This window comes from Oceanobacillus limi, from assembly GCF_900111445.1.
In the GTDB taxonomy this organism is placed as follows: Bacteria; Bacillota; Bacilli; order Bacillales; family Amphibacillaceae; genus Ornithinibacillus; species Ornithinibacillus limi.
Genome location: NZ_FOHE01000022.1, coordinates 19,570 through 36,747, shown reverse-complemented (window position 1 = coordinate 36,747; position 17,178 = coordinate 19,570). Strand labels below are relative to the sequence as shown.

Genomic DNA, 17,178 nt, shown 5'->3' with positions numbered 1-17,178 from the left:
ATACCGGTTTGGTGAACGTTGATAACTGGTGGCCGAACGTTGATAACTGTTTGTTGAACGTTGATAACTGTTTGTTGAACGTTGATACCGGATTGGTGAACGTTGATAACTAGTTGGTGAACGTTGATAACTGGTTGCTGAACGTTGATAACTGGTTGTTGAACGTTGATACCCCAAACGAATGCCCTGCCAGTGGGGAAAATCCAGATTAACAGCTCTAATACTCCAATCAGCAAATTTCAAGGTAAATGCAGCTAAAAGAATAGGAGAGATCGTATGAATATAAATGCCCCAGTAGGGATAGGAATTATTTCAATAGTACTAATTATTTGTTGTTTTTATTATACACTTACATTCATTGAAAACCTTAAAGGTGACGATGAGCGCGTGGCGAAACAATCAAAAGTAGCAGCAATCGTTTGTTTGAGTTTGGCTCTGATTATTCCATTTGTTTATCATGTAGTAGTTTAAATAAAACGCATAGAGACAGCACATTTTAGGGGGAGGATTAGTTGATTTTGTCTACGGTAATCTTGGGGTGGCTAGGAATATTAATTTTCTTAATCATCATTTTTACGTATCAAAAAATGGCTAAGAACAATGAATATGCTCTTATTCATATATTAATGGCAATAATGTACGCAATGTGGCTTCCTTTACCAATTACCTTGTTTCAGTTACTAAATTCGGATGTCTTAGTAGTAGGAACGGTATTTGGTTTTGTATATTTGCTTATGTTAGTTAGTACAATGGCACTTCAAACTGGTCATATTTCATTTATTGTTAAGCATAATGACGATCATGCCATTACAGACAAACACGGAGATTACATGATGGCAACATTAACGAACCCGTATGAAAGTCTAATAGGCGTATTCAAAAGTATTTGGGCTATATTTCTAGGAATAACGTTCTGGATGAGTGGCGAGATCTTGATGGCTATTCTTATGACCTTATTTGGTTTACTACTTATTTACTATTTATTCATTATGCTGGATGCAAGCTTAGTGAAAAGGGTGAACCTCTTTTCAAAGGTGAAGCCTAATCCATTCGTGATTAATCTTGAAACGTTATTTTTCTTCGTGATTTTAACAAGTTATATAACCGTACATGTATAACGTAGGTTAGCAAAAAGAAAATTGAAAATGCATTCCTCAGAAAACATCGTTGTTGAAGGAACGGGGGCTTTAGTAAAAGAAGAAGTCGATTTTTTAATATGGAAATCGGCTATTTTATGTCTTGAAAACTATAACCGAACTAAAACAGTTCCGTAGGGTGTGATAACCAGGTGACCAATAAGGTCGCATTTTTCATATGGTTAAGTTTTAACATTTTCTTTTGAATATTATGTTATTGTTTTGGTAGAAGTTACAAATGATTGGGAATTACTAAATATTTGTTCAACAAACGGGCCAGGTAAGCGAAAAGTTTGTAGTGGGAAATCCGTAGTGACATGAGGAGGGACAATGTGAAAATTTTACTTTTTATTATAGTATCCAGTTTACTTGTGTATATGAATTTCAACCCCCGTTTAACGGGTTTGCATTTACGGCGGTCAATGAAGAACAAATAAACAAAATTAACACGTTTAAGATAACACCTTATTAAAGAATCGGGTGCAAGAGTTGAAAAACAACTTTGTCTTGTTCAACTAACATAGGCAGATAGTTGAATAGCTCGTGCTTATTGTTTACTTAATATCAAGGGTAGCCCATCACTTTACTAACACCAAGAAAAAGCTAAATGAGTTATTTAAAAAATAGATGAAATAAAGGAGATTATCTATAACAAAGAATTATAATAACAAAGAAATATAAAAAGATGGTACAAGAGTTAAACAAGGGAGTGTTAAATATGTCTAATGATGTTATTACCATAGTAGCCATAGTTTCTATTGTTATATGGATTGCGGTTTCCAAAGAGGCTGTAAAACCCTCCAAAGAGGTAAATTGGCGAAAAATGATAACCTTACTGTCTGCGGGGTCTTTGTCGGCATTAGTTATAATCATTTCGCTTTTTCAAAGCCTGCCGTTTTAGTTCCGTTAGCAGGTGCTTTAGAAAAAGAAGGATTGTTACCTAGGACAGCTTCTATACTCTTATTAAAGTAAAGGAGCAGAAGAGTTAAAAAAGAGTAAATTTATTTAGGGGCGATTTTCATGGATATTGCTGTTTACCTTACTTTATTATTTTCTTTGATAGTATCCACTTTATTTTCTATTTGGTTATTTAAAAAGAAAGCAAGTAAATGGTTTGGAGTTTTAATAGGATTTTGTATTAATACACTTCTGTTATCGGTAGCAACAATTATTTTTTATAAGGTTTTTAATGTGAAAGCAGTGGATGGGGTATTTGCAGGTTTAGGTATTCTTATATTTGCTTTTTTCATTCCCATAATTACTTGTATTAACTTTTATATACTCGAATTCCTAAATAATAAAAATATAGTGAAAATAACTAACTAATGGTTGTTCAACTATCGAGTGAAAGAGTGAAATAAAGGATCATCAAATTGATGGTCTTCATTTTTTTGTAAAATAGTTTGGAATTATTATGTTAATATTAAGGTGTAAAGATGTTGTACTAACATAACAGAAGAGCGGAAGAAACATAGTGAATTTATGTTACGAAAAAAGTATCAAAGGAGGAGAAAAATGAAAAAACGAATTCATATAATGGGAGCTTCTGGGTCTGGAACTTCAACACTTGGCTCTTCATTATCGAAGGTTTTGCCTCATAAATACCTTGATACCGATGATTATTTTTGGACAACTAAATTCACTAAACAAAGGAAAGTACCTGAAAGAAGACATATGCTTGAAAAAGATTTATCACTTTATGAAAACTATATTCTTTCTGGTGCAGTGTGTGGTTGGGGTGATAACTTTAAGAGTTATTTTGACCTTGTTATATTCTTATGGATTCCGCAAGATATAAGGATTGAAAGGTTACAACAGAGGGAAATTCAGCGTTATGGAAATGAAATATTAGTTGGTGGTAGTAAATATGAACAATCGAAAACATTTTTAGAATGGGCATCTTTATATGATAGTGCGGGATTAGATGTTAGAAGTAAATCTTTACACGAACATTGGATGGCAGACTTATCTTGTCCAATATTAAAAATTGAAGGTGATTACTCAGTCAATGAAAGAGTTGATATTGTATTAGATTATCTAAAAAACTAATTAAACTAAATGGTGCTTAGTTGAATAAGGGTCAATTAATTCATAACCAAAGGAGCTTGGGAACCCAAGCTCCTTTTTATTGTGCTATTTTCACTGTGAAATATGGTGCCAATTACAGTGGTAATCTCTAACCAACAAAGGATACTAAATCCATTGTTGGTTAGTGTCTTGTACTCCGAAACTGAACCCATTATAAAACAAGTAGGGACGTTTTATTATTGACTTCAAATTATTCAAGAATCCCCTCTGATGTGTTAGAAAAGGCATACTATCAACGTTTCAGTAAAACTAATTTAAACTTTTTCGTTATTTTTACACAAAAAGTTTTGCGAAAATTCATAAACATGATATCATATTGATATAAGTATAATATTAAAAATCAAAGGTGGGATTTTAATGAATGAAATCAAAGAAAAAGAAGCTTGGGTATTGAATGGTTATTTTGGCATTTTGCTGATTGCAATTTTATTAGCAGGTACCGTGTTGTGTTTTATGGAACAACAATTGATTATTGGAGGTATCTGCTTGATCCTTGCAATTGTACTTGGTTCTGGGGTAACAATGGTACAACCGAATCAATCTGCAGTAGTTATTTTTCTTGGAAGGTATATGGGTACCGTACGACGTGAAGGAATTGTACTAACAGTTCCATTTAGCGTGCGAAGAACAATCTCACTTCGTGTGCGAAATTTTAACAGCAAACGCTTAAAGGTAAATGACGTAAACGGGAATCCGATTGAAATTGCAGCAGTAATAGTATTTAAGGTTATCGATTCGGCAAAAGCAGTTTTTGATGTCGATCGCTATGAAGAGTTTGTAGAAATTCAAAGTGAAACTGCAATTCGTGCGGTAGCAACCAAATATCCTTATGATAACTTTGAGGAAAATGAATTAACATTACGAGGAAATGCAGAAGAGGTGTCATCGGAATTAACGACAGAGCTACAAGATCGCTTACGAGTTGCAGGAGTAGATGTTATTGAGGCGAGATTAACTCACTTGGCCTATTCAACTGAAATTGCCCAAGCGATGCTACAAAGACAACAGGCAAGTGCCATTATCTCTGCACGCAAACAAATTGTTGATGGAGCAGTAGGAATGGTGCAAGATGCAATTGACCGTATCGAAAAAGAAGGTGTTGTTGACTTAGATGATGAAAGAAGAGCAGCAATGATCAATAATTTACTCGTATCAATTGTATCGGATCATGGAGCACAGCCGGTTGTTAATACAGGCTCACTATACCAATAAAGAAGGGGTTTAGATGGTTAAACGAAAGAATTTCCCACTACGCATTGATCCGAAACTATACGAAGCCCTTGAAACTTGGTCAAAAGATGAATTTCGTAGTGTAAATAGTCACATCGAATTTCTGCTAAGAGAGAGCTTGAAAAAAGCAGGAAGAATGCCAAAAAAGGAAGAGAGAAACGCGGAGGAAGATTAAATTTGATTATGTAATTAATGACATAGTGAAATGAAATAAGTAGTATGAAAACGAGTAGGAAATCATGAGGATTTCTTACTCGTTTTGTATTACAGAAAAAAAGAGGTTAGCGGTTGCGCTACCCGAATCGCTGTCTTTTTAGAGTGGTAAAATTGGATTATGTGGAACCGTTGAGGAGTAATTCGGAATTCCATTTTTTCCATAAGATTTACCGATCGATATATTTTGTGTTAATAAAGTCGAGTATTCCACAAGTTGCTTTGCTATGATGTAGACATGAAAGGAGGGATATACTTTGTTAAAAGAATTAAACCTAGTCATTGACTATATTGAGGATCATTTAACCGACGAGCTGTCTCTTGAACAAATTTCTCAATATGCTGGGGTTTCCGACTATCACTTTCGAAAGATATTTTTTTACCTTTCTGGCTTGCCACTTAGTGAATATATAAAAAACAGGAAATTATCGGAAGCAAATAAGGATTTGTTGCATGGAGAAAAAGTAACAGAGGTTGCTTTTAAATATGGTTATCAGTCAGTAGATGGTTTTACCAGAGCATTTAAAAAATGGAGTGGGTTTTTACCCTCAGATGTCTTAAAGAAGGGAACAAGCAAATCATTTCCCAAACTTTCATTTGTAATAACGGTTAAAGGAGGAAACAGTATGGAATTTAGAATAGAGGAAAAACCAGCGTTTAATTTGGTTGGTGTAAGTAAACGTGTGCCGATGCAGTTTGAAGGTGTTAATAATGAGATTGTAAAGCTTGCACAAAGTATAACCGAAGAACAAAAAGAAGAAATGCATTCCCTGCAAAATATAGAGCCATATGAAATTGTAAATGCTTCTTATGATGCGGACGCGAATTTCATAAAGGAAGAGGGAGGTTTAACGCACCTGATAGGTGTTTTAACAACGAAGCAGGAAGTAAGTGATCAATTAGAAAAAGTGCCAGTTGAAGCTCATACTTGGGCAATATTCCCAAATGAAGGGCCATTTCCATCTACGTTACAGGAAACAATGGCAAAAACGTATTCAGAATGGCTTCCTTCTTCCGATTATGAAGTAATCCAAGCACCCACTTTTTCTTTTACTAAAATGGATCAAGAAAAAAAGGGTTATGCATATAGTGAAATTTGGATTCCAGTTCAAAAGAAATAAACGTTATTAAGAAAGAACAACGCGAGTAATAAATTTGCGTTGTTCTTTTTAAAGCAATGCCTTTACTTAAATAAAGACTCAAAAGTACTTAATTTTTCGTGAATCTAGGTAGGCTAATAACTCGATTAATAATCTGCTTCGATTCGTTGGTCGATTTTCTCAGTGATTTCTGGATCCACTTCACCATGAAAGGAATCAAACAAATCACGGGCTGAACCTGTATAGTGTTCGAGATCCATCATGATATAGTAAAGTTTGTTTAGTCGGTCCTTGTAAATCTCTATATCCTCCTCTGTTGCTTCCCCCCGCTCTAAAACCTTGTCTTGGATTTGATATACTTCATAAAACATATTGCCTATTTTGGGAAAAGGCCTCATATGATAGGAAAATTGCCTCTCCTTCTGTAAGGTTTGATCTTTATGAGTTTCAATCAATGCAATGCCATCTTCTGTCTCAAGTGCATCCTGTAAATTAGTAGCACGCATATTATCAACAGCATCGCGTGATTCGTTAATTAATAGTACATGATCATAACTTACATCCACTTTCATCCTTTTTATTTCTTTATACAAGTGCGAGCTCGTAAATATGAGTACAACGACCAAAGTACTTAATATCCCAATAACTACATTCTTTTTCATGATGATTCCCCCACATGTTTGTACTTCCTCTTAATAATAATGATGCATAAATTTTATTTTAAGTGTATCATAAAAAAATTCACATAACATAACAGGGTCTGCCGCTATTATGGGGAAGGTATTAATACTAATAATAGATACAAAGTGAGTTAAATTATGATAGTATATATTGAGAGAAAAAAATGAAAAGTTAATTTTTATCAGTGTGGTCTTACTGCCAGTTATTTGCGCGGATAAAATGAACTAAAAATTAGAAAGGTAGTTTTGTTATGAAAAACAATCGTAAATTATTGATAGGAGTGCTTACTTTTGTACTCCTCCTATTAGCTGCTTGTGATGACTCATCCGATGATTCTAGTGCTAAGCCGGACAATCAGTCAGATAGTAATAATGCTGCCGAAAGCACAGATGATAACGCTGCAAATTCAGATGAGTCGGCAGAGAATGGTTCAGATAACATGGAAAGCGAAAATGCTGATGCGAACGAAAATGATGAAACACCTAGTAATGAATCTACACAAGATGAAGAAAATACCTCAGCTAATGATACTGGGAGTTTAAAGGAAGAATATCTCAAGAAATTAAAGGAAACGAAAAAAGAAACGGATGAGTTAATAAACAATCCAACAGATAGTTCAACATACGCGATGAAAAATGCAGAAGGAAAACGATTTGATATTTGGGATGGGCTGTTAAATGAAGTTTATCAAATTTTGGAGGAACAACTTCCTCCAGAAGAGATGGAGCAATTAAGGAAAGAGCAACGGGAGTGGATAGAATACCGAGATGATACGGCAAAAGAAGCTTCCCTAGAATATGAAGGCGGTACACATGAACAATTAGAGTATACAGCGGTAATGAATAATCTTACAGAAGAGAGATGCTTTGAATTAGTTGAAGGCTATATGAAATAACGTACGTAAGTCCAAAGGTAATACTTTGGACTTTTTTGGGTTGTTTGGTTCAGAAAATTCAAGTTAATGATTGAGGTAATATGTTAGACTTATAGTATAAAATACCGAAGATAGATTGTGGAATTCATTCGAAAGTTAATGATCAATACATCCTCTCGTTCTCAACAAACAAAAGAAATAGCTAGAAAACTAGATAAGATAATGGAACAGAATGAGCAGATTATCGCTTTTTTATAGTAGCGGGGAGGAAAGGGAAAAACATGAAAAGACTCGTGATTATAACGGTCGGAAAGACGCATAGCGGAAAGACCACATTTGCTAGAGCGCTTGAAGAAAAGCTACATGACTCCGTTGTAATGGATCAAGACAATCATGCTGCATTCATCAATACATATTATAAAACATTGCAACCAAAGCAAGGGCCAAATACATTGAAACACGCTTTATCAAAGCTCATTGTAGATTACACGGTTGAACATACGAATTTTCATCTTATTATTTGTAACTCGAACCGGAGTGTAAAAGATAGATCTTACCTTCTTGAGGAGCTTTTCCCTGAAGAAGATTTCACACGTATTCTCGTTCATTTCGATATTCCAGATGATGTTCTTCAAGCTCGGGTGGAACAAAGTAATCGAAGTACAAGTATATTTAGAGGTGCTAAAAGTTTTGAAGAAGTGCTCATTCGACAACATGCAAATACGTTTCGAAATGATGTGATCGATCCAAAGGAAGGCGAGGCAGACCATTTACTTGTTGTTCGGGATAGTGTGGAAGTTGAAACGGCTATAGAACGGATTGTTCGTATAGCTGAATCGTAAATAAAGAAGAAGGTTGGTTAAACATGAAAGTAGAATTAACTAGGTTTAAAGTTAAAGAAGGTCAATCCGAAGTGGTAGATGAATGGATGGATTTTTTAAATAATCACATGAAGGATGTACTCTTAACATTAGAAGCGGAAAAAATGTACGTCGAAACGATTTTTAGGGAAAAGGTTAGTGGAACGGAGTATTTGTATTGGTATTCAATCCAAGGAGATGGGGGGCAAGCTGTAGAAGAATCCACGCATTGGATTGATAAGAAGCATTTGGAGTTCTGGGAGAAATGTATCGATTCAAAGGAGCAACCGATTGATTTGGACACAGAAGTCGTAATGATATCAGATAAGGTTCAAGATGGTATGAGGTAATAATGACTAAGGGGGAGGCTGAATGCAAGAAGAGTTAAAAAAACGAGATCGTAAGTACCTGTATTTAATTGTAGGTTATTCTGGGATAACGTTAATCGGAATAACCGTATTACGGTATCTTGCAACAGTTTATGACACATTTGGGCAAGGGCTGTTTATGTTTGGGTATCTTCTACTTGTTTCCTACTTTAAATTTGCAGACGATAGGATTGGCGCTACGACTATTGATAAAATAGCATTTCGAACCGGTACTGTTGCAACAATGGTTGTGATAGTCGTAATGGGAGGGATTGATAAACAGAACGTCATTGACCTTGATTCCAAGCTTACTGTTTACGAACAAATAGATGGAGAATATGAGGAAATAAATGAAATAGATGATGAAGCTACCATTCTATGGATAAAGGATCTCCTCCGAAGTGAAAAATGAGTGATACATTCCGATAGTCTTCCAGATGGTCCTATAGACTATAAGTTCAATCAATATGATGTGCGAATTTTTCCAGGTAGAGGTATGTTTGTGATTGATCGAGAGCGAAGTAATTATGTCCCTTTATCAGAAAAACATGCTGAAACGTTGGAGGAGATTATTACTGGGGAAGTAGGCTCTAGTTGAATTAAATCGTAAAAGTGGTGATAGGTATGAATGTAAACATTTGGAGTTTTGCCGAGAAGTCAATTGACCCATCTAAACTGATGAATCTCTATCAAATTGCTGGTTGGTGGGAAGAAAGAGAAGAAAAGGATATTAAAGAAATGTTAAACCAAGGGGCTTCTGTTGGTGCGTGGAATGGAGATCAGCTGATTGGCTTTGCCCGAGCCATTTCGGACGGCAAATTTAGGGCATACGTGGAAGACGTTGTTGTTCATAGGGAATTTCAATCGGTTGGAATTGGGGCAAATCTTGTAGCTAATTTACTACATGAACTTTCCGATATCGATGTGATTAGTTTATTTTGTGATGAAGACCTCATACCTTTTTACGAGAAAAATAACTTTAAGCATAGCAAATCACAATTTGTGATGCATAGAAAATAAAAAAGGAGGGATTGTAATGTCGGATAATGGAATGAAAAAAATAATGATTGGTATTCTAATCTGTTTAATCATCATTGCCTTGAAGCCAACTCCATCATTTGAACAGAACTATCCACCATATCCTGATGTCTCGAATGGTCAAAGTGTTGTACAACTTACAGAAGATAGAATGGCCATTGTTGATAATGGTATGGACTCTGGTATGTACGGTGAAGTTATAGTACTGGAGTTTGATGAGAATACGAATACGTTTGAATTGATCGGAACGTATAATTATATTGAAGATTACTATGATTCACAGGAAGGTCAATGATTTTTATCAAATTTATAGTTGTTTACGAGTAAAGCTGACTTAATGAAAGGATTGAGAACATGGTCACCGGTGAAGATAAGAATTCTGAATTTGGTCAGAGGATGACTTCGAAATGGTTTGCTAAGGTACCAAAGTGGTTACGGTACCTCATCATATTTGGAGGGCTTGTGTTGTTGGTGTATTTCACCAACATTTAGCGATCATTGGAAAGGGTGGGGATAACGCAATATGATTAGTGATTGGAATACAAGTTCACCAGATGTAAAAGGTTTTGTAAAGAAGCTGAAAAGAGGAATGAAGCAATTACTTATTGAAGAGATTATTGGTTTCTACATACATGGCTCATTAGCAATGGGAGGATTTAATCCGAGTCATAGTGATATTGACATATTGGTTGTTACGAAAGAAAAATTGACGGTGCAAACCAAAAGAGACTTAGCGAAGCTTCTATTATCTTATTCCAATTCCCCGTTTCCAATTGAGATTAGTTTTCTAAATCGAGGACAGCTAGAAAGCTGGCAACATCCATGTCCATTTGATTTTCACTATAGTGAATTTTGGAGAGAAAGGTATGAAGCGGATTTTTGGAATCATACCGACAATTACATAAATGATGCACAGAACACAGATGCTGATTTGGCTGCACATATTACGGTTACATATCATCGAGGTATTTGTTTAGAAGGAAAACCAATCAAGGAGGTATTTCCCGTGATCCCAACATCTGATTACCTCTCTTCTATATTCGATGATTTTGAAGATTGCTTGACTAATATAACCGCGGATCCTGTTTACTGTATTCTAAATATGATTCGTGTCTATTGGTATATTACTGAAGAAGTGATTTCATCCAAGCTTGAGGCTGGTAACTGGGGATTACGAACCTTTCCAATAGAGTTGAGAACGACGATTCATAAGGCGGTTAAAGCCTATGGCGGAACAAAAAAGGTTGAATTTCTTGAAACGGAATTACAAGTATTCCGTAAGTACATAGTAGAGCATGTCAAAAGCTACGGACAGTAGATACAGAGAGTAATAGATAGAAGTGCAGCGGGGGAATAGGTTTTGATTGAAAGGGTAGTGTGAGGTGGAAAAAATGGATAAACGGGTACAAGCGTTAGTTGCTTTAACGAAAACTAAATTTGGATTACATAACTATTACTTAAAAAATCACAGACTTGATCGTGATGTAAATCTATTTCGTGAAACGGTTTATACATTATCTATGGAGTGGTTTCCCAATCATATCATGGAAATGGAAGATGACGATACCAATCCAGAAGGCACAGCTGTTATTGATATTGAAGTGACAACTCAAAAAGTCAAAAGTGTTATTTTTGTTGGGGGAAAAACCTTTGCAAATGGCGTAACCTTTAGCCGTTCGAATACGGATGACATCATAAAATGGGTTGAAAAAGAAACGGGGCTAAACTTTGGGACACAATTTCAAATCCGTAAAGAAGAAGTAGGAGAGCTAACTTTTTCCGAATGCATTGATGGAGTAGCGGTTTCTCCTTCTGGATCCATTGAAGTGGAATATAATGAGGCAGGGAAACTAACGTTATTTTCGATCTATGGACAATTTCCACAATCTGAGATAATTAAAAAAGAAAAATACATGCTTTCTCTAGACAAGGTACAACAGCTTGCAAAAGGGCAATTGAAATTGACGGAGTTTCCTTCATTCGAACACAAAAAATTAACGCCTGTGTACGCAGTGGAAGAGCTGTTTGTTACCAATGATCAAATGGCAACGATTCCCTTCGAACCAATAGTGGACGTACGGGCTTATTTGCAAGTCAATAAGGTGATTTTTTGGGAGGAATCGATCGACAAACCATTTAATCGAAAAGAAATGAAGTGGTTAGAGGAGGTAACTGCCGACCAAGCATTTTCTTCGGAACCATCTCCTGACTCGTTCCCAATTACAAAAGACATCCAAGAGAAATGTATTCAAATAGTGAGGGAATTGCTACAACGGCAATTCGGTAAAGAACCTGGAAAATGGATCTTGAAGACCATCCACCAGGAAAAAGGATATATCCATGCGACACTGCGAACAGTTGATCAGGAGCTCCGTGTATTTCAAAGGAAACTGGTAATTATGATTGATCCAGACACCATGGAAGCAGTTAATTATATTGATAACAAGCAGATGTTGGAAATGTTTGATGAATTCCAAACAACGGAAAACATTGTACTTGATAAAGAAGAAGCATACAGAAAGCTGAAAAGTTCTATTGAGCTAACCCCTTATTATGTTTATGATTTTCAACAAAAGCAATATATACTGTGTGGAAAAATAGACTGTCAATATGGTGTAAACGCAACAACTGGTGACGTTATGGCATTGGACGATCTGTAAGATGAGATTACGGTACGCTTGGAAAGCCAAAGGGTAGTTCAACCGTGTTAAACGTTTGAAACTACCCTTTTTTCATTGGTTATACGCGACTTCTTATTCTAAAACAATAAATGGAAGCTACAAGTAAAAGAACTGAAATGAAAATTGTTACCGAACCTGTTGCGATTAAATCCGTTGATGCCTGATCGGTCATTAATGATTCAAAAATATGGTTGGATAATTTGTTCGGGCTCCAATCCAAGAAATGGCCAAAGACTTGCGTGATTAGGCTCATGATCATTATCGTTGCAATCGTTAAAAATGCGACAAGACCTGGTGTTTTAATCCATGTGTTGTAGAATATGACTAGCGTAACTACTAGAGTTAGCCATAATCCATAGAAAAAGGTAATTTGTAATAAGTGAAGAAAGGTTAAATCACCAAATAGAATATTGATATAATACCAACCAACAAATAACCCAAGAAATAAGGATATCCAGACCAGCAGGATGAGGGAAGCCCATTTAGCTGTTACGTAGTTTTTATAGGAAACGGGCTTAACCAAGACCAGCTCAGCTACACCGCTCTTGCGCTCTCCAGCTATCGTGCCCATCGACATAAGCACAATGACTAATACACCCAAGCTGCTTAACTGTCCTAAACTCATGATGACTACCTCTGGTGGGGTATAATCTGGAAGCTCCAATACGGTACCATCTGGAAGACCGCCAACAGAATCAATAATTTGTGGCATATAATAGCTTGAAATTGGATCAAGTATGGAAAGCAAAATAATTACTAAAGGGAACCAAACCCACTTTTTATTTCGCCAGTTTTCTAGCATCTCTTTTTTGAAAAGTGTCATCCACTGCATTAGTTACTCACCACTTTCATAAACATATCCTCTAACGAAGCACGGTTAATTGTGAAAGTCGTTAACGGCCAATTTTCCTTAGCCGCAGCTGCTAGAATTTTTTGGCGAGCAATTGCGATATCGGAAGCAGTCACATGGAGGATGTCCCGATCGATTTTGGATTCGTTCACTTCTGGGATCGCTTCGATTTTCCCCTTATAATCTTCAAGGCTGTGTTCAAAGCCAATTTCAATTTTGGCTGTTTGATACTTTTGCCTCAATTCCTGCATTGCCCCTGCTTCAACAATTTCCCCTTGACGAAGAAGTAGTAATTCATCACTTATTTCATCCGCATCAGATAAAATATGCGTAGAGAACAAAATGGACATCTCCTGCTTCAATTCCTCCATTAATGTTAATACTTCACGGCGCCCAATTGGATCCAATGAGGAAACAGGCTCATCTAAAATTAATAGCATTGGCTTGTGAATGATGGCTTGCGCGATTCCTAATCTTTGCTTCATCCCGCCGGAATACCTTGATATTCGTTCCTTACTGGCTTCTTTTGAAATTCCGATTCGCTCCAGTAGTTCATCGGCACGGTGCTTCGCTTCTGACTTAGGGAGTAAAGCTAACTCTCCACTATAGACGAGAAATTCCTTACCAGTCATCCATCCATGAAAAACGGGATACTGTGGGAGATAACCAATCATCCCTCGAACATCGGTATTGCTTTTCTTGTTTTCAAATTGTATCGTGCCTGAAGTCGGTGATAACAAGCCTGCTAGCGTGCGCAATATCGTTGTTTTACCAGCTCCATTTGGTCCAATTAAGGCAATGCATTTTCCATGTGGAAAGGAAAAACTAACATTGTGTACGGCTGTTTTATTTTGATACTTTTTGGAAAGGTTCTGAACCGTTAGTAAGGCCATTTAGCGCTGTCTCCTTCCGAAAATGAAATACAGAATAGGACCTAATGTGCTAACAAATAGGATGATGATAAGCCACAGCCACTTTGGACCATTTGTTTCGTCTGCTCGAATCCAATCAATGAGTGCAATAACAATTAAAATTCCTTGAATTACCAGTATCGGTGCAATAATTGCCCAATTAATCTCCTGTAATAATTCCATTCGAACGCCTCCTAGCTGCGTGATATTAAGCCCCTAGTAAATAGGGGATTCCGATCGCTAATAAAATAATACCAATGATAATAATCCATGAAAGTGGATGTGCCCAATTGTTTGTCCAGCCAACACCAAACCGTTTTTCTAGAAATATAGCTGGATCATTTTTATTAAAATAAAATATGCCAAGCTTCCAGTACTGATCATCATCTCGGTCAATAATTGTACCGTCACCAGTTTTTGACTTTGCTGTTACACGGCTACCTCCTTGACCAGTCGTAATGGCTAACCAAATCGTGCCAATAATTACCCCAAAAGAATATAGAAGAGGGATAATCGTGATCAACTGTGTCGGAATCGAATAGATGAAGGTTAGCTGGATAAATAAAAATAAAAGACTAAGTCCAATTCCAGTAATAATAATAAATGCAGACCATCTTCTTCTAAAAATCACGTTCTTTTGCATCGATTCTTCCGGATTTTCTGCATTTACTTGCTGCTTTGCTTTCGCAATAATGACATTGACTAACAGGAATAGTAGAGTAAGATACACTTGCATCAAAGGCATGATTAATATGGAGCGATAGCTTTTTGTTGCCCAATTCGTAACCTCTCCTGAAAAATCATATTGCATTGGAATTCTCTCTGGAATTTGCTGATAGTTTTGTAATGCAATAAATAATGTAATAATGGCAATGAAAAAAGAAATACTAAACCAAAAATTAGAATAGGTAAGCTTTTGCTGGCGAAAATTTGTATGGATAACAACCAGCTGTGACTTTTTTGTCCACGTACCTTCCTGTTCTTTTTTTAGTTGTTTCATTTTTTGATGGAAAACTAAATATACGAGAAAAGAAATAATGATATACATACCAGTTACGATTGCAATTAAAGTACTAATTGCCTGTTCATTTCCTTCCAATAATGAGGATCCATATACATAAGCACCCCCGGTAATTACACTTAGTATTCCAGTACGATATACATATTTTTTCCGTAGCTTTTTAAGTATGGAACTCCCATAAAATTCTTCTGGAATGGAAACACCAAAGCTTTCTGTTTTCCTAGTCCAATAGGGGATGAACATCGTAGATAGAAAAACTGGAATTAAAATCAGACCAATCATTAAAATAACGGTTTGACTCATTTATCTCCACCTTCTTTCTTTGTAAAATTTTCATATAGTTCACCTGTTAGTTGTAAAACCTGTTCCTTACTTAATCCGCGACAGATTGATTCGGCAATAATAGGGTGTAGTGTAGAGGTTAAATTATTCATGTATTGATCATCTGCCTGTGGTACGCCATCAGGATTAATCACAACCCCTTTTTGACGGTGGATTAAAATAAACCCTTCTTGTTTGAGTTGTTGGTAAGCTTTATTAACCGTATGCAAATTAATCCCGATGTCCGCTGCTAAGGATCGTACGGATGGCAAGGCATCACCGGGTTTTAGTTCTTTTTTCGCAATACCGGCAATGATCTGGTGCATAAGCTGTGTGTAGATTGGTTCGTTGGATTCAAAGTCTAGATTTATATACACATCCAATCAACGCTCCTATTCTAATTATTATATCTGTTATATACATAGTATAACAGTTGGTGAGAGGTGTCAATAGCCTCCTTTATATCAGTTGTGGTCTTACGACGCGCAGGACGTCGCGTTTATATTACCTGCCAGTTTAGTATGAGGGTTAAATAGTAATTCACATAGTTATACACAATATAAATGCTAATTTCATTGGGGGAAATAGATTTATCCACATTACCCACAAAACTATCCACTAAATGTTAACAAGTGACTGTGAATAATTGGTGTTGTAGGAATGGGGGTTTGCGAAAGTTATTAACAAAAGTGGATTTTTATGTGGATAAATGGAGTGACATGAAAAAACCGAAGCTGCGTTTAGCTTCGGTTTCCTCCTTGGTGAGCCTCGTTATACACTCGATTAGCATTCTTAAATTCCCTTTGGTACAGAACTTCCTGTGTTTTCGATAAATGTTTTACCTTTGCATCACGCTTTGGCTTTGCCATGTTATCACCCCTCGGTTTTACGCTTAGGATTACCATGATCGCGGTAAATATACATATATTTCCTAAACGTTTTCAAAGGGGGATGAATCCATGCGTGATGAGCAGTTGAGATCGAGAAGTTTGCCACGGAGAAATCGACGTTCGAGGCTGAGGAATTGACGTTCGAGACTGGGGAATCAACGTTCGAGCTGCTGTAATCGACGTTCGGGACGGGAAATCAACGTTCGAGCCGCTGGAATCGACGTTCGGGACGAGAAATCAACATTCGAGTCCCTGGAATCAACGTTCAAAGCGAGAAATCAACGCACGCGCCCCCGGAATCGACGTTTAAAACGAGAAATCAACATTCGAGCCGCTGGAATCGACGTTCGGGACGGGAAATCAACGTTCGAGCCGCTGGAATCGACGTTCGGGACGGGAAATCAACGTTCGAGCCGCTGGAATCGACGTTCGGGACGGGAAATCAACGTTCGAGCCCCCGGAATCAACGTTCAAACCGAGAAATCAACGCACGAGCCGCTGGAATCGACGTTTAAAACGAGAAATCAACGTTCGAGCCGCTGGAATCGACGTTCGGGACGGGAAATCAACGTTCGAGCCCCCGGAATCAACGTTCAAACCGAGAAATCAACGCACGAGCCGCTGGAATCGACGTTTAAAACGAGAAATCAACGTTCGAGCCGCTGTTATCGACGTTCAAACCGAGAAATCAACGTTCGAGCCCCGGGAATCAACGTTCAAAGCGAGAAATCAACGCTCGTGACCCGGGAATCAACGTTCGGGACGAGAAATCAACGTTCGAGCCCCGGGAATCGACGTTTAAAGCAAACAATCAACGTTCAAGCTTCGGGAATCGACGTTCAAACCAATAAATCAACGCATGAGCCCCAGGAATCAACGTTCAAAGCGAGAAATCAACGTTCGAGCCCCCGGAATC

Annotated in this window: 24 protein-coding genes; 17 read left to right on the top strand and 7 right to left on the bottom strand. The window is 37.0% G+C overall.

Annotated features, from left to right (window positions below; genetic code table 11):
* The first annotated feature begins 276 nt into the window (after positions 1–276).
* From BMX40_RS17100 to BMX40_RS17065, 8 genes are all read left to right on the top strand, one after another.
* A complete protein-coding gene (locus tag BMX40_RS17100) occupies positions 277–471 on the top strand; it encodes a hypothetical protein (protein ID WP_090872220.1) in 195 nt (64 codons plus the stop codon).
* Positions 472–512: 41 nt separating this feature from the next.
* On the top strand, positions 513–1,118 hold the full coding sequence (locus BMX40_RS17095; protein WP_090872218.1) for a hypothetical protein: 606 nt from the start codon (positions 513–515) through the stop codon (positions 1,116–1,118).
* A gap of 736 nt (positions 1,119–1,854) precedes the next feature.
* Entirely contained in the window at positions 1,855–2,037 is a 183-nt protein-coding gene (locus BMX40_RS17090) for a hypothetical protein (RefSeq protein WP_090872216.1), read from the top strand.
* Between the two features lie 119 nt (positions 2,038–2,156).
* The gene (locus BMX40_RS17085; RefSeq protein ID WP_090872214.1) at positions 2,157–2,462 is read left to right on the top strand and encodes a hypothetical protein; all 306 of its coding nucleotides are present in this window, start codon (positions 2,157–2,159) and stop codon (positions 2,460–2,462) included.
* 189 nt (positions 2,463–2,651) lie between these two features.
* Entirely contained in the window at positions 2,652–3,185 is a 534-nt protein-coding gene (locus tag BMX40_RS17080) for an ATP-binding protein (protein WP_090872213.1), read from the top strand.
* Between the two features lie 405 nt (positions 3,186–3,590).
* Positions 3,591–4,436 (top strand): SPFH domain-containing protein, encoded by an 846-nt coding sequence (locus BMX40_RS17075; protein ID WP_170840839.1) that lies wholly within the window; start codon positions 3,591–3,593, stop codon positions 4,434–4,436.
* Between the two features lie 13 nt (positions 4,437–4,449).
* On the top strand, positions 4,450–4,629 hold the full coding sequence (locus BMX40_RS17070) for a type II toxin-antitoxin system antitoxin (protein ID WP_090872209.1): 180 nt from the start codon (positions 4,450–4,452) through the stop codon (positions 4,627–4,629).
* Positions 4,630–4,924: 295 nt separating this feature from the next.
* Complete coding sequence (locus BMX40_RS17065) at positions 4,925–5,788, top strand: AraC family transcriptional regulator (RefSeq protein ID WP_090872207.1); 864 nt, start codon at positions 4,925–4,927, stop codon at positions 5,786–5,788.
* Between the two features lie 125 nt (positions 5,789–5,913).
* On the opposite strand, the gene BMX40_RS17060 is transcribed toward BMX40_RS17065, so the two are convergent.
* Positions 5,914–6,429 (bottom strand): hypothetical protein, encoded by a 516-nt coding sequence (locus BMX40_RS17060; RefSeq protein WP_090872205.1) that lies wholly within the window; start codon positions 6,427–6,429, stop codon positions 5,914–5,916.
* A 269-nt stretch (positions 6,430–6,698) separates the two neighbouring features.
* Between BMX40_RS17060 and BMX40_RS17055 the strand changes: the two genes are divergently transcribed.
* The 9 genes from BMX40_RS17055 to BMX40_RS17015 all read left to right on the top strand — a co-directional run bounded on the left by BMX40_RS17055 (position 6,699) and on the right by BMX40_RS17015 (position 12,248).
* On the top strand, positions 6,699–7,343 hold the full coding sequence (locus BMX40_RS17055) for a lysozyme inhibitor LprI family protein (RefSeq protein ID WP_090872203.1): 645 nt from the start codon (positions 6,699–6,701) through the stop codon (positions 7,341–7,343).
* Positions 7,344–7,603: 260 nt separating this feature from the next.
* On the top strand, positions 7,604–8,164 hold the full coding sequence (locus tag BMX40_RS17050) for an ATP-binding protein (RefSeq protein ID WP_090872201.1): 561 nt from the start codon (positions 7,604–7,606) through the stop codon (positions 8,162–8,164).
* Positions 8,165–8,187: 23 nt separating this feature from the next.
* Complete coding sequence (locus BMX40_RS17045) at positions 8,188–8,532, top strand: DUF6176 family protein (protein WP_090872199.1); 345 nt, start codon at positions 8,188–8,190, stop codon at positions 8,530–8,532.
* Between the two features lie 22 nt (positions 8,533–8,554).
* Positions 8,555–8,962, top strand: coding sequence for a hypothetical protein (locus tag BMX40_RS17040; RefSeq protein ID WP_090872197.1), 408 nt, complete (start codon positions 8,555–8,557; stop codon positions 8,960–8,962).
* Complete coding sequence (locus tag BMX40_RS17035) at positions 8,963–9,148, top strand: hypothetical protein (protein WP_090872196.1); 186 nt, start codon at positions 8,963–8,965, stop codon at positions 9,146–9,148.
* A gap of 26 nt (positions 9,149–9,174) precedes the next feature.
* Positions 9,175–9,570 carry a GNAT family N-acetyltransferase gene (locus BMX40_RS17030; protein ID WP_090872194.1) on the top strand — a complete coding sequence of 132 codons (396 nt, stop codon included), beginning with the start codon at positions 9,175–9,177 and terminating at the stop codon, positions 9,568–9,570.
* 16 nt (positions 9,571–9,586) lie between these two features.
* Positions 9,587–9,883 carry a hypothetical protein gene (locus tag BMX40_RS17025; protein ID WP_090872192.1) on the top strand — a complete coding sequence of 99 codons (297 nt, stop codon included), beginning with the start codon at positions 9,587–9,589 and terminating at the stop codon, positions 9,881–9,883.
* Positions 9,884–10,111: 228 nt separating this feature from the next.
* A complete protein-coding gene (locus BMX40_RS17020) occupies positions 10,112–10,906 on the top strand; it encodes an aminoglycoside adenylyltransferase domain-containing protein (protein WP_090872189.1) in 795 nt (264 codons plus the stop codon).
* A gap of 73 nt (positions 10,907–10,979) precedes the next feature.
* A complete protein-coding gene (locus tag BMX40_RS17015) occupies positions 10,980–12,248 on the top strand; it encodes a hypothetical protein (RefSeq protein ID WP_090872188.1) in 1,269 nt (422 codons plus the stop codon).
* A 79-nt stretch (positions 12,249–12,327) separates the two neighbouring features.
* Here the strand turns inward: BMX40_RS17015 and BMX40_RS17010 are convergent, their stop codons facing one another.
* The 6 genes from BMX40_RS17010 to BMX40_RS16985 form a co-directional block, all read right to left on the bottom strand.
* Positions 12,328–13,092, bottom strand: a complete 765-nt coding sequence (locus BMX40_RS17010; protein WP_342028694.1) for an ABC transporter permease — start codon at positions 13,090–13,092, stop codon at positions 12,328–12,330.
* An 8-nt stretch (positions 13,093–13,100) separates the two neighbouring features.
* Positions 13,101–14,012 (bottom strand): ABC transporter ATP-binding protein, encoded by a 912-nt coding sequence (locus tag BMX40_RS17005; RefSeq protein ID WP_090872184.1) that lies wholly within the window; start codon positions 14,010–14,012, stop codon positions 13,101–13,103.
* Positions 14,013–14,213, bottom strand: a complete 201-nt coding sequence (locus tag BMX40_RS17000; RefSeq protein ID WP_090872182.1) for a PLD nuclease N-terminal domain-containing protein — start codon at positions 14,211–14,213, stop codon at positions 14,013–14,015.
* 25 nt (positions 14,214–14,238) lie between these two features.
* Positions 14,239–15,354 carry a DUF1648 domain-containing protein gene (locus BMX40_RS16995; RefSeq protein WP_090872180.1) on the bottom strand — a complete coding sequence of 372 codons (1,116 nt, stop codon included), beginning with the start codon at positions 15,352–15,354 and terminating at the stop codon, positions 14,239–14,241.
* Positions 15,351–15,749, bottom strand: coding sequence for a GntR family transcriptional regulator (locus tag BMX40_RS16990; RefSeq protein ID WP_090872281.1), 399 nt, complete (start codon positions 15,747–15,749; stop codon positions 15,351–15,353). Before BMX40_RS16990 ends, BMX40_RS16995 begins: the two co-directional genes overlap by 4 nt.
* Before the next feature lie 363 nt (positions 15,750–16,112).
* A complete protein-coding gene (locus BMX40_RS16985; protein ID WP_090872178.1) occupies positions 16,113–16,241 on the bottom strand; it encodes a YfhE family protein in 129 nt (42 codons plus the stop codon).
* Between the last annotated feature and the right edge of the window lie 937 nt (positions 16,242–17,178).

Coding starts and splice junctions, on each gene's coding strand:
- BMX40_RS17090 (WP_090872216.1), top strand. CDS start 1,855: ATGTCTAATGATGTTATTACCATAGTAGCCATAGTTTCTATTGTTATA.
- BMX40_RS17100 (WP_090872220.1), top strand. CDS start 277: ATGAATATAAATGCCCCAGTAGGGATAGGAATTATTTCAATAGTACTA.
- BMX40_RS17085 (WP_090872214.1), top strand. CDS start 2,157: ATGGATATTGCTGTTTACCTTACTTTATTATTTTCTTTGATAGTATCC.
- BMX40_RS17005 (WP_090872184.1), bottom strand. CDS start 14,012: ATGGCCTTACTAACGGTTCAGAACCTTTCCAAAAAGTATCAAAATAAA.
- BMX40_RS17050 (WP_090872201.1), top strand. CDS start 7,604: ATGAAAAGACTCGTGATTATAACGGTCGGAAAGACGCATAGCGGAAAG.
- BMX40_RS16985 (WP_090872178.1), bottom strand. CDS start 16,241: ATGGCAAAGCCAAAGCGTGATGCAAAGGTAAAACATTTATCGAAAACA.
- BMX40_RS17010 (WP_342028694.1), bottom strand. CDS start 13,092: ATGACACTTTTCAAAAAAGAGATGCTAGAAAACTGGCGAAATAAAAAG.
- BMX40_RS17060 (WP_090872205.1), bottom strand. CDS start 6,429: ATGAAAAAGAATGTAGTTATTGGGATATTAAGTACTTTGGTCGTTGTA.
- BMX40_RS17070 (WP_090872209.1), top strand. CDS start 4,450: ATGGTTAAACGAAAGAATTTCCCACTACGCATTGATCCGAAACTATAC.
- BMX40_RS17080 (WP_090872213.1), top strand. CDS start 2,652: ATGAAAAAACGAATTCATATAATGGGAGCTTCTGGGTCTGGAACTTCA.
- BMX40_RS17025 (WP_090872192.1), top strand. CDS start 9,587: ATGTCGGATAATGGAATGAAAAAAATAATGATTGGTATTCTAATCTGT.
- BMX40_RS17045 (WP_090872199.1), top strand. CDS start 8,188: ATGAAAGTAGAATTAACTAGGTTTAAAGTTAAAGAAGGTCAATCCGAA.
- BMX40_RS16995 (WP_090872180.1), bottom strand. CDS start 15,354: ATGAGTCAAACCGTTATTTTAATGATTGGTCTGATTTTAATTCCAGTT.
- BMX40_RS17000 (WP_090872182.1), bottom strand. CDS start 14,213: ATGGAATTATTACAGGAGATTAATTGGGCAATTATTGCACCGATACTG.
- BMX40_RS17055 (WP_090872203.1), top strand. CDS start 6,699: ATGAAAAACAATCGTAAATTATTGATAGGAGTGCTTACTTTTGTACTC.
- BMX40_RS17040 (WP_090872197.1), top strand. CDS start 8,555: ATGCAAGAAGAGTTAAAAAAACGAGATCGTAAGTACCTGTATTTAATT.
- BMX40_RS17030 (WP_090872194.1), top strand. CDS start 9,175: ATGAATGTAAACATTTGGAGTTTTGCCGAGAAGTCAATTGACCCATCT.
- BMX40_RS17020 (WP_090872189.1), top strand. CDS start 10,112: ATGATTAGTGATTGGAATACAAGTTCACCAGATGTAAAAGGTTTTGTA.
- BMX40_RS17015 (WP_090872188.1), top strand. CDS start 10,980: ATGGATAAACGGGTACAAGCGTTAGTTGCTTTAACGAAAACTAAATTT.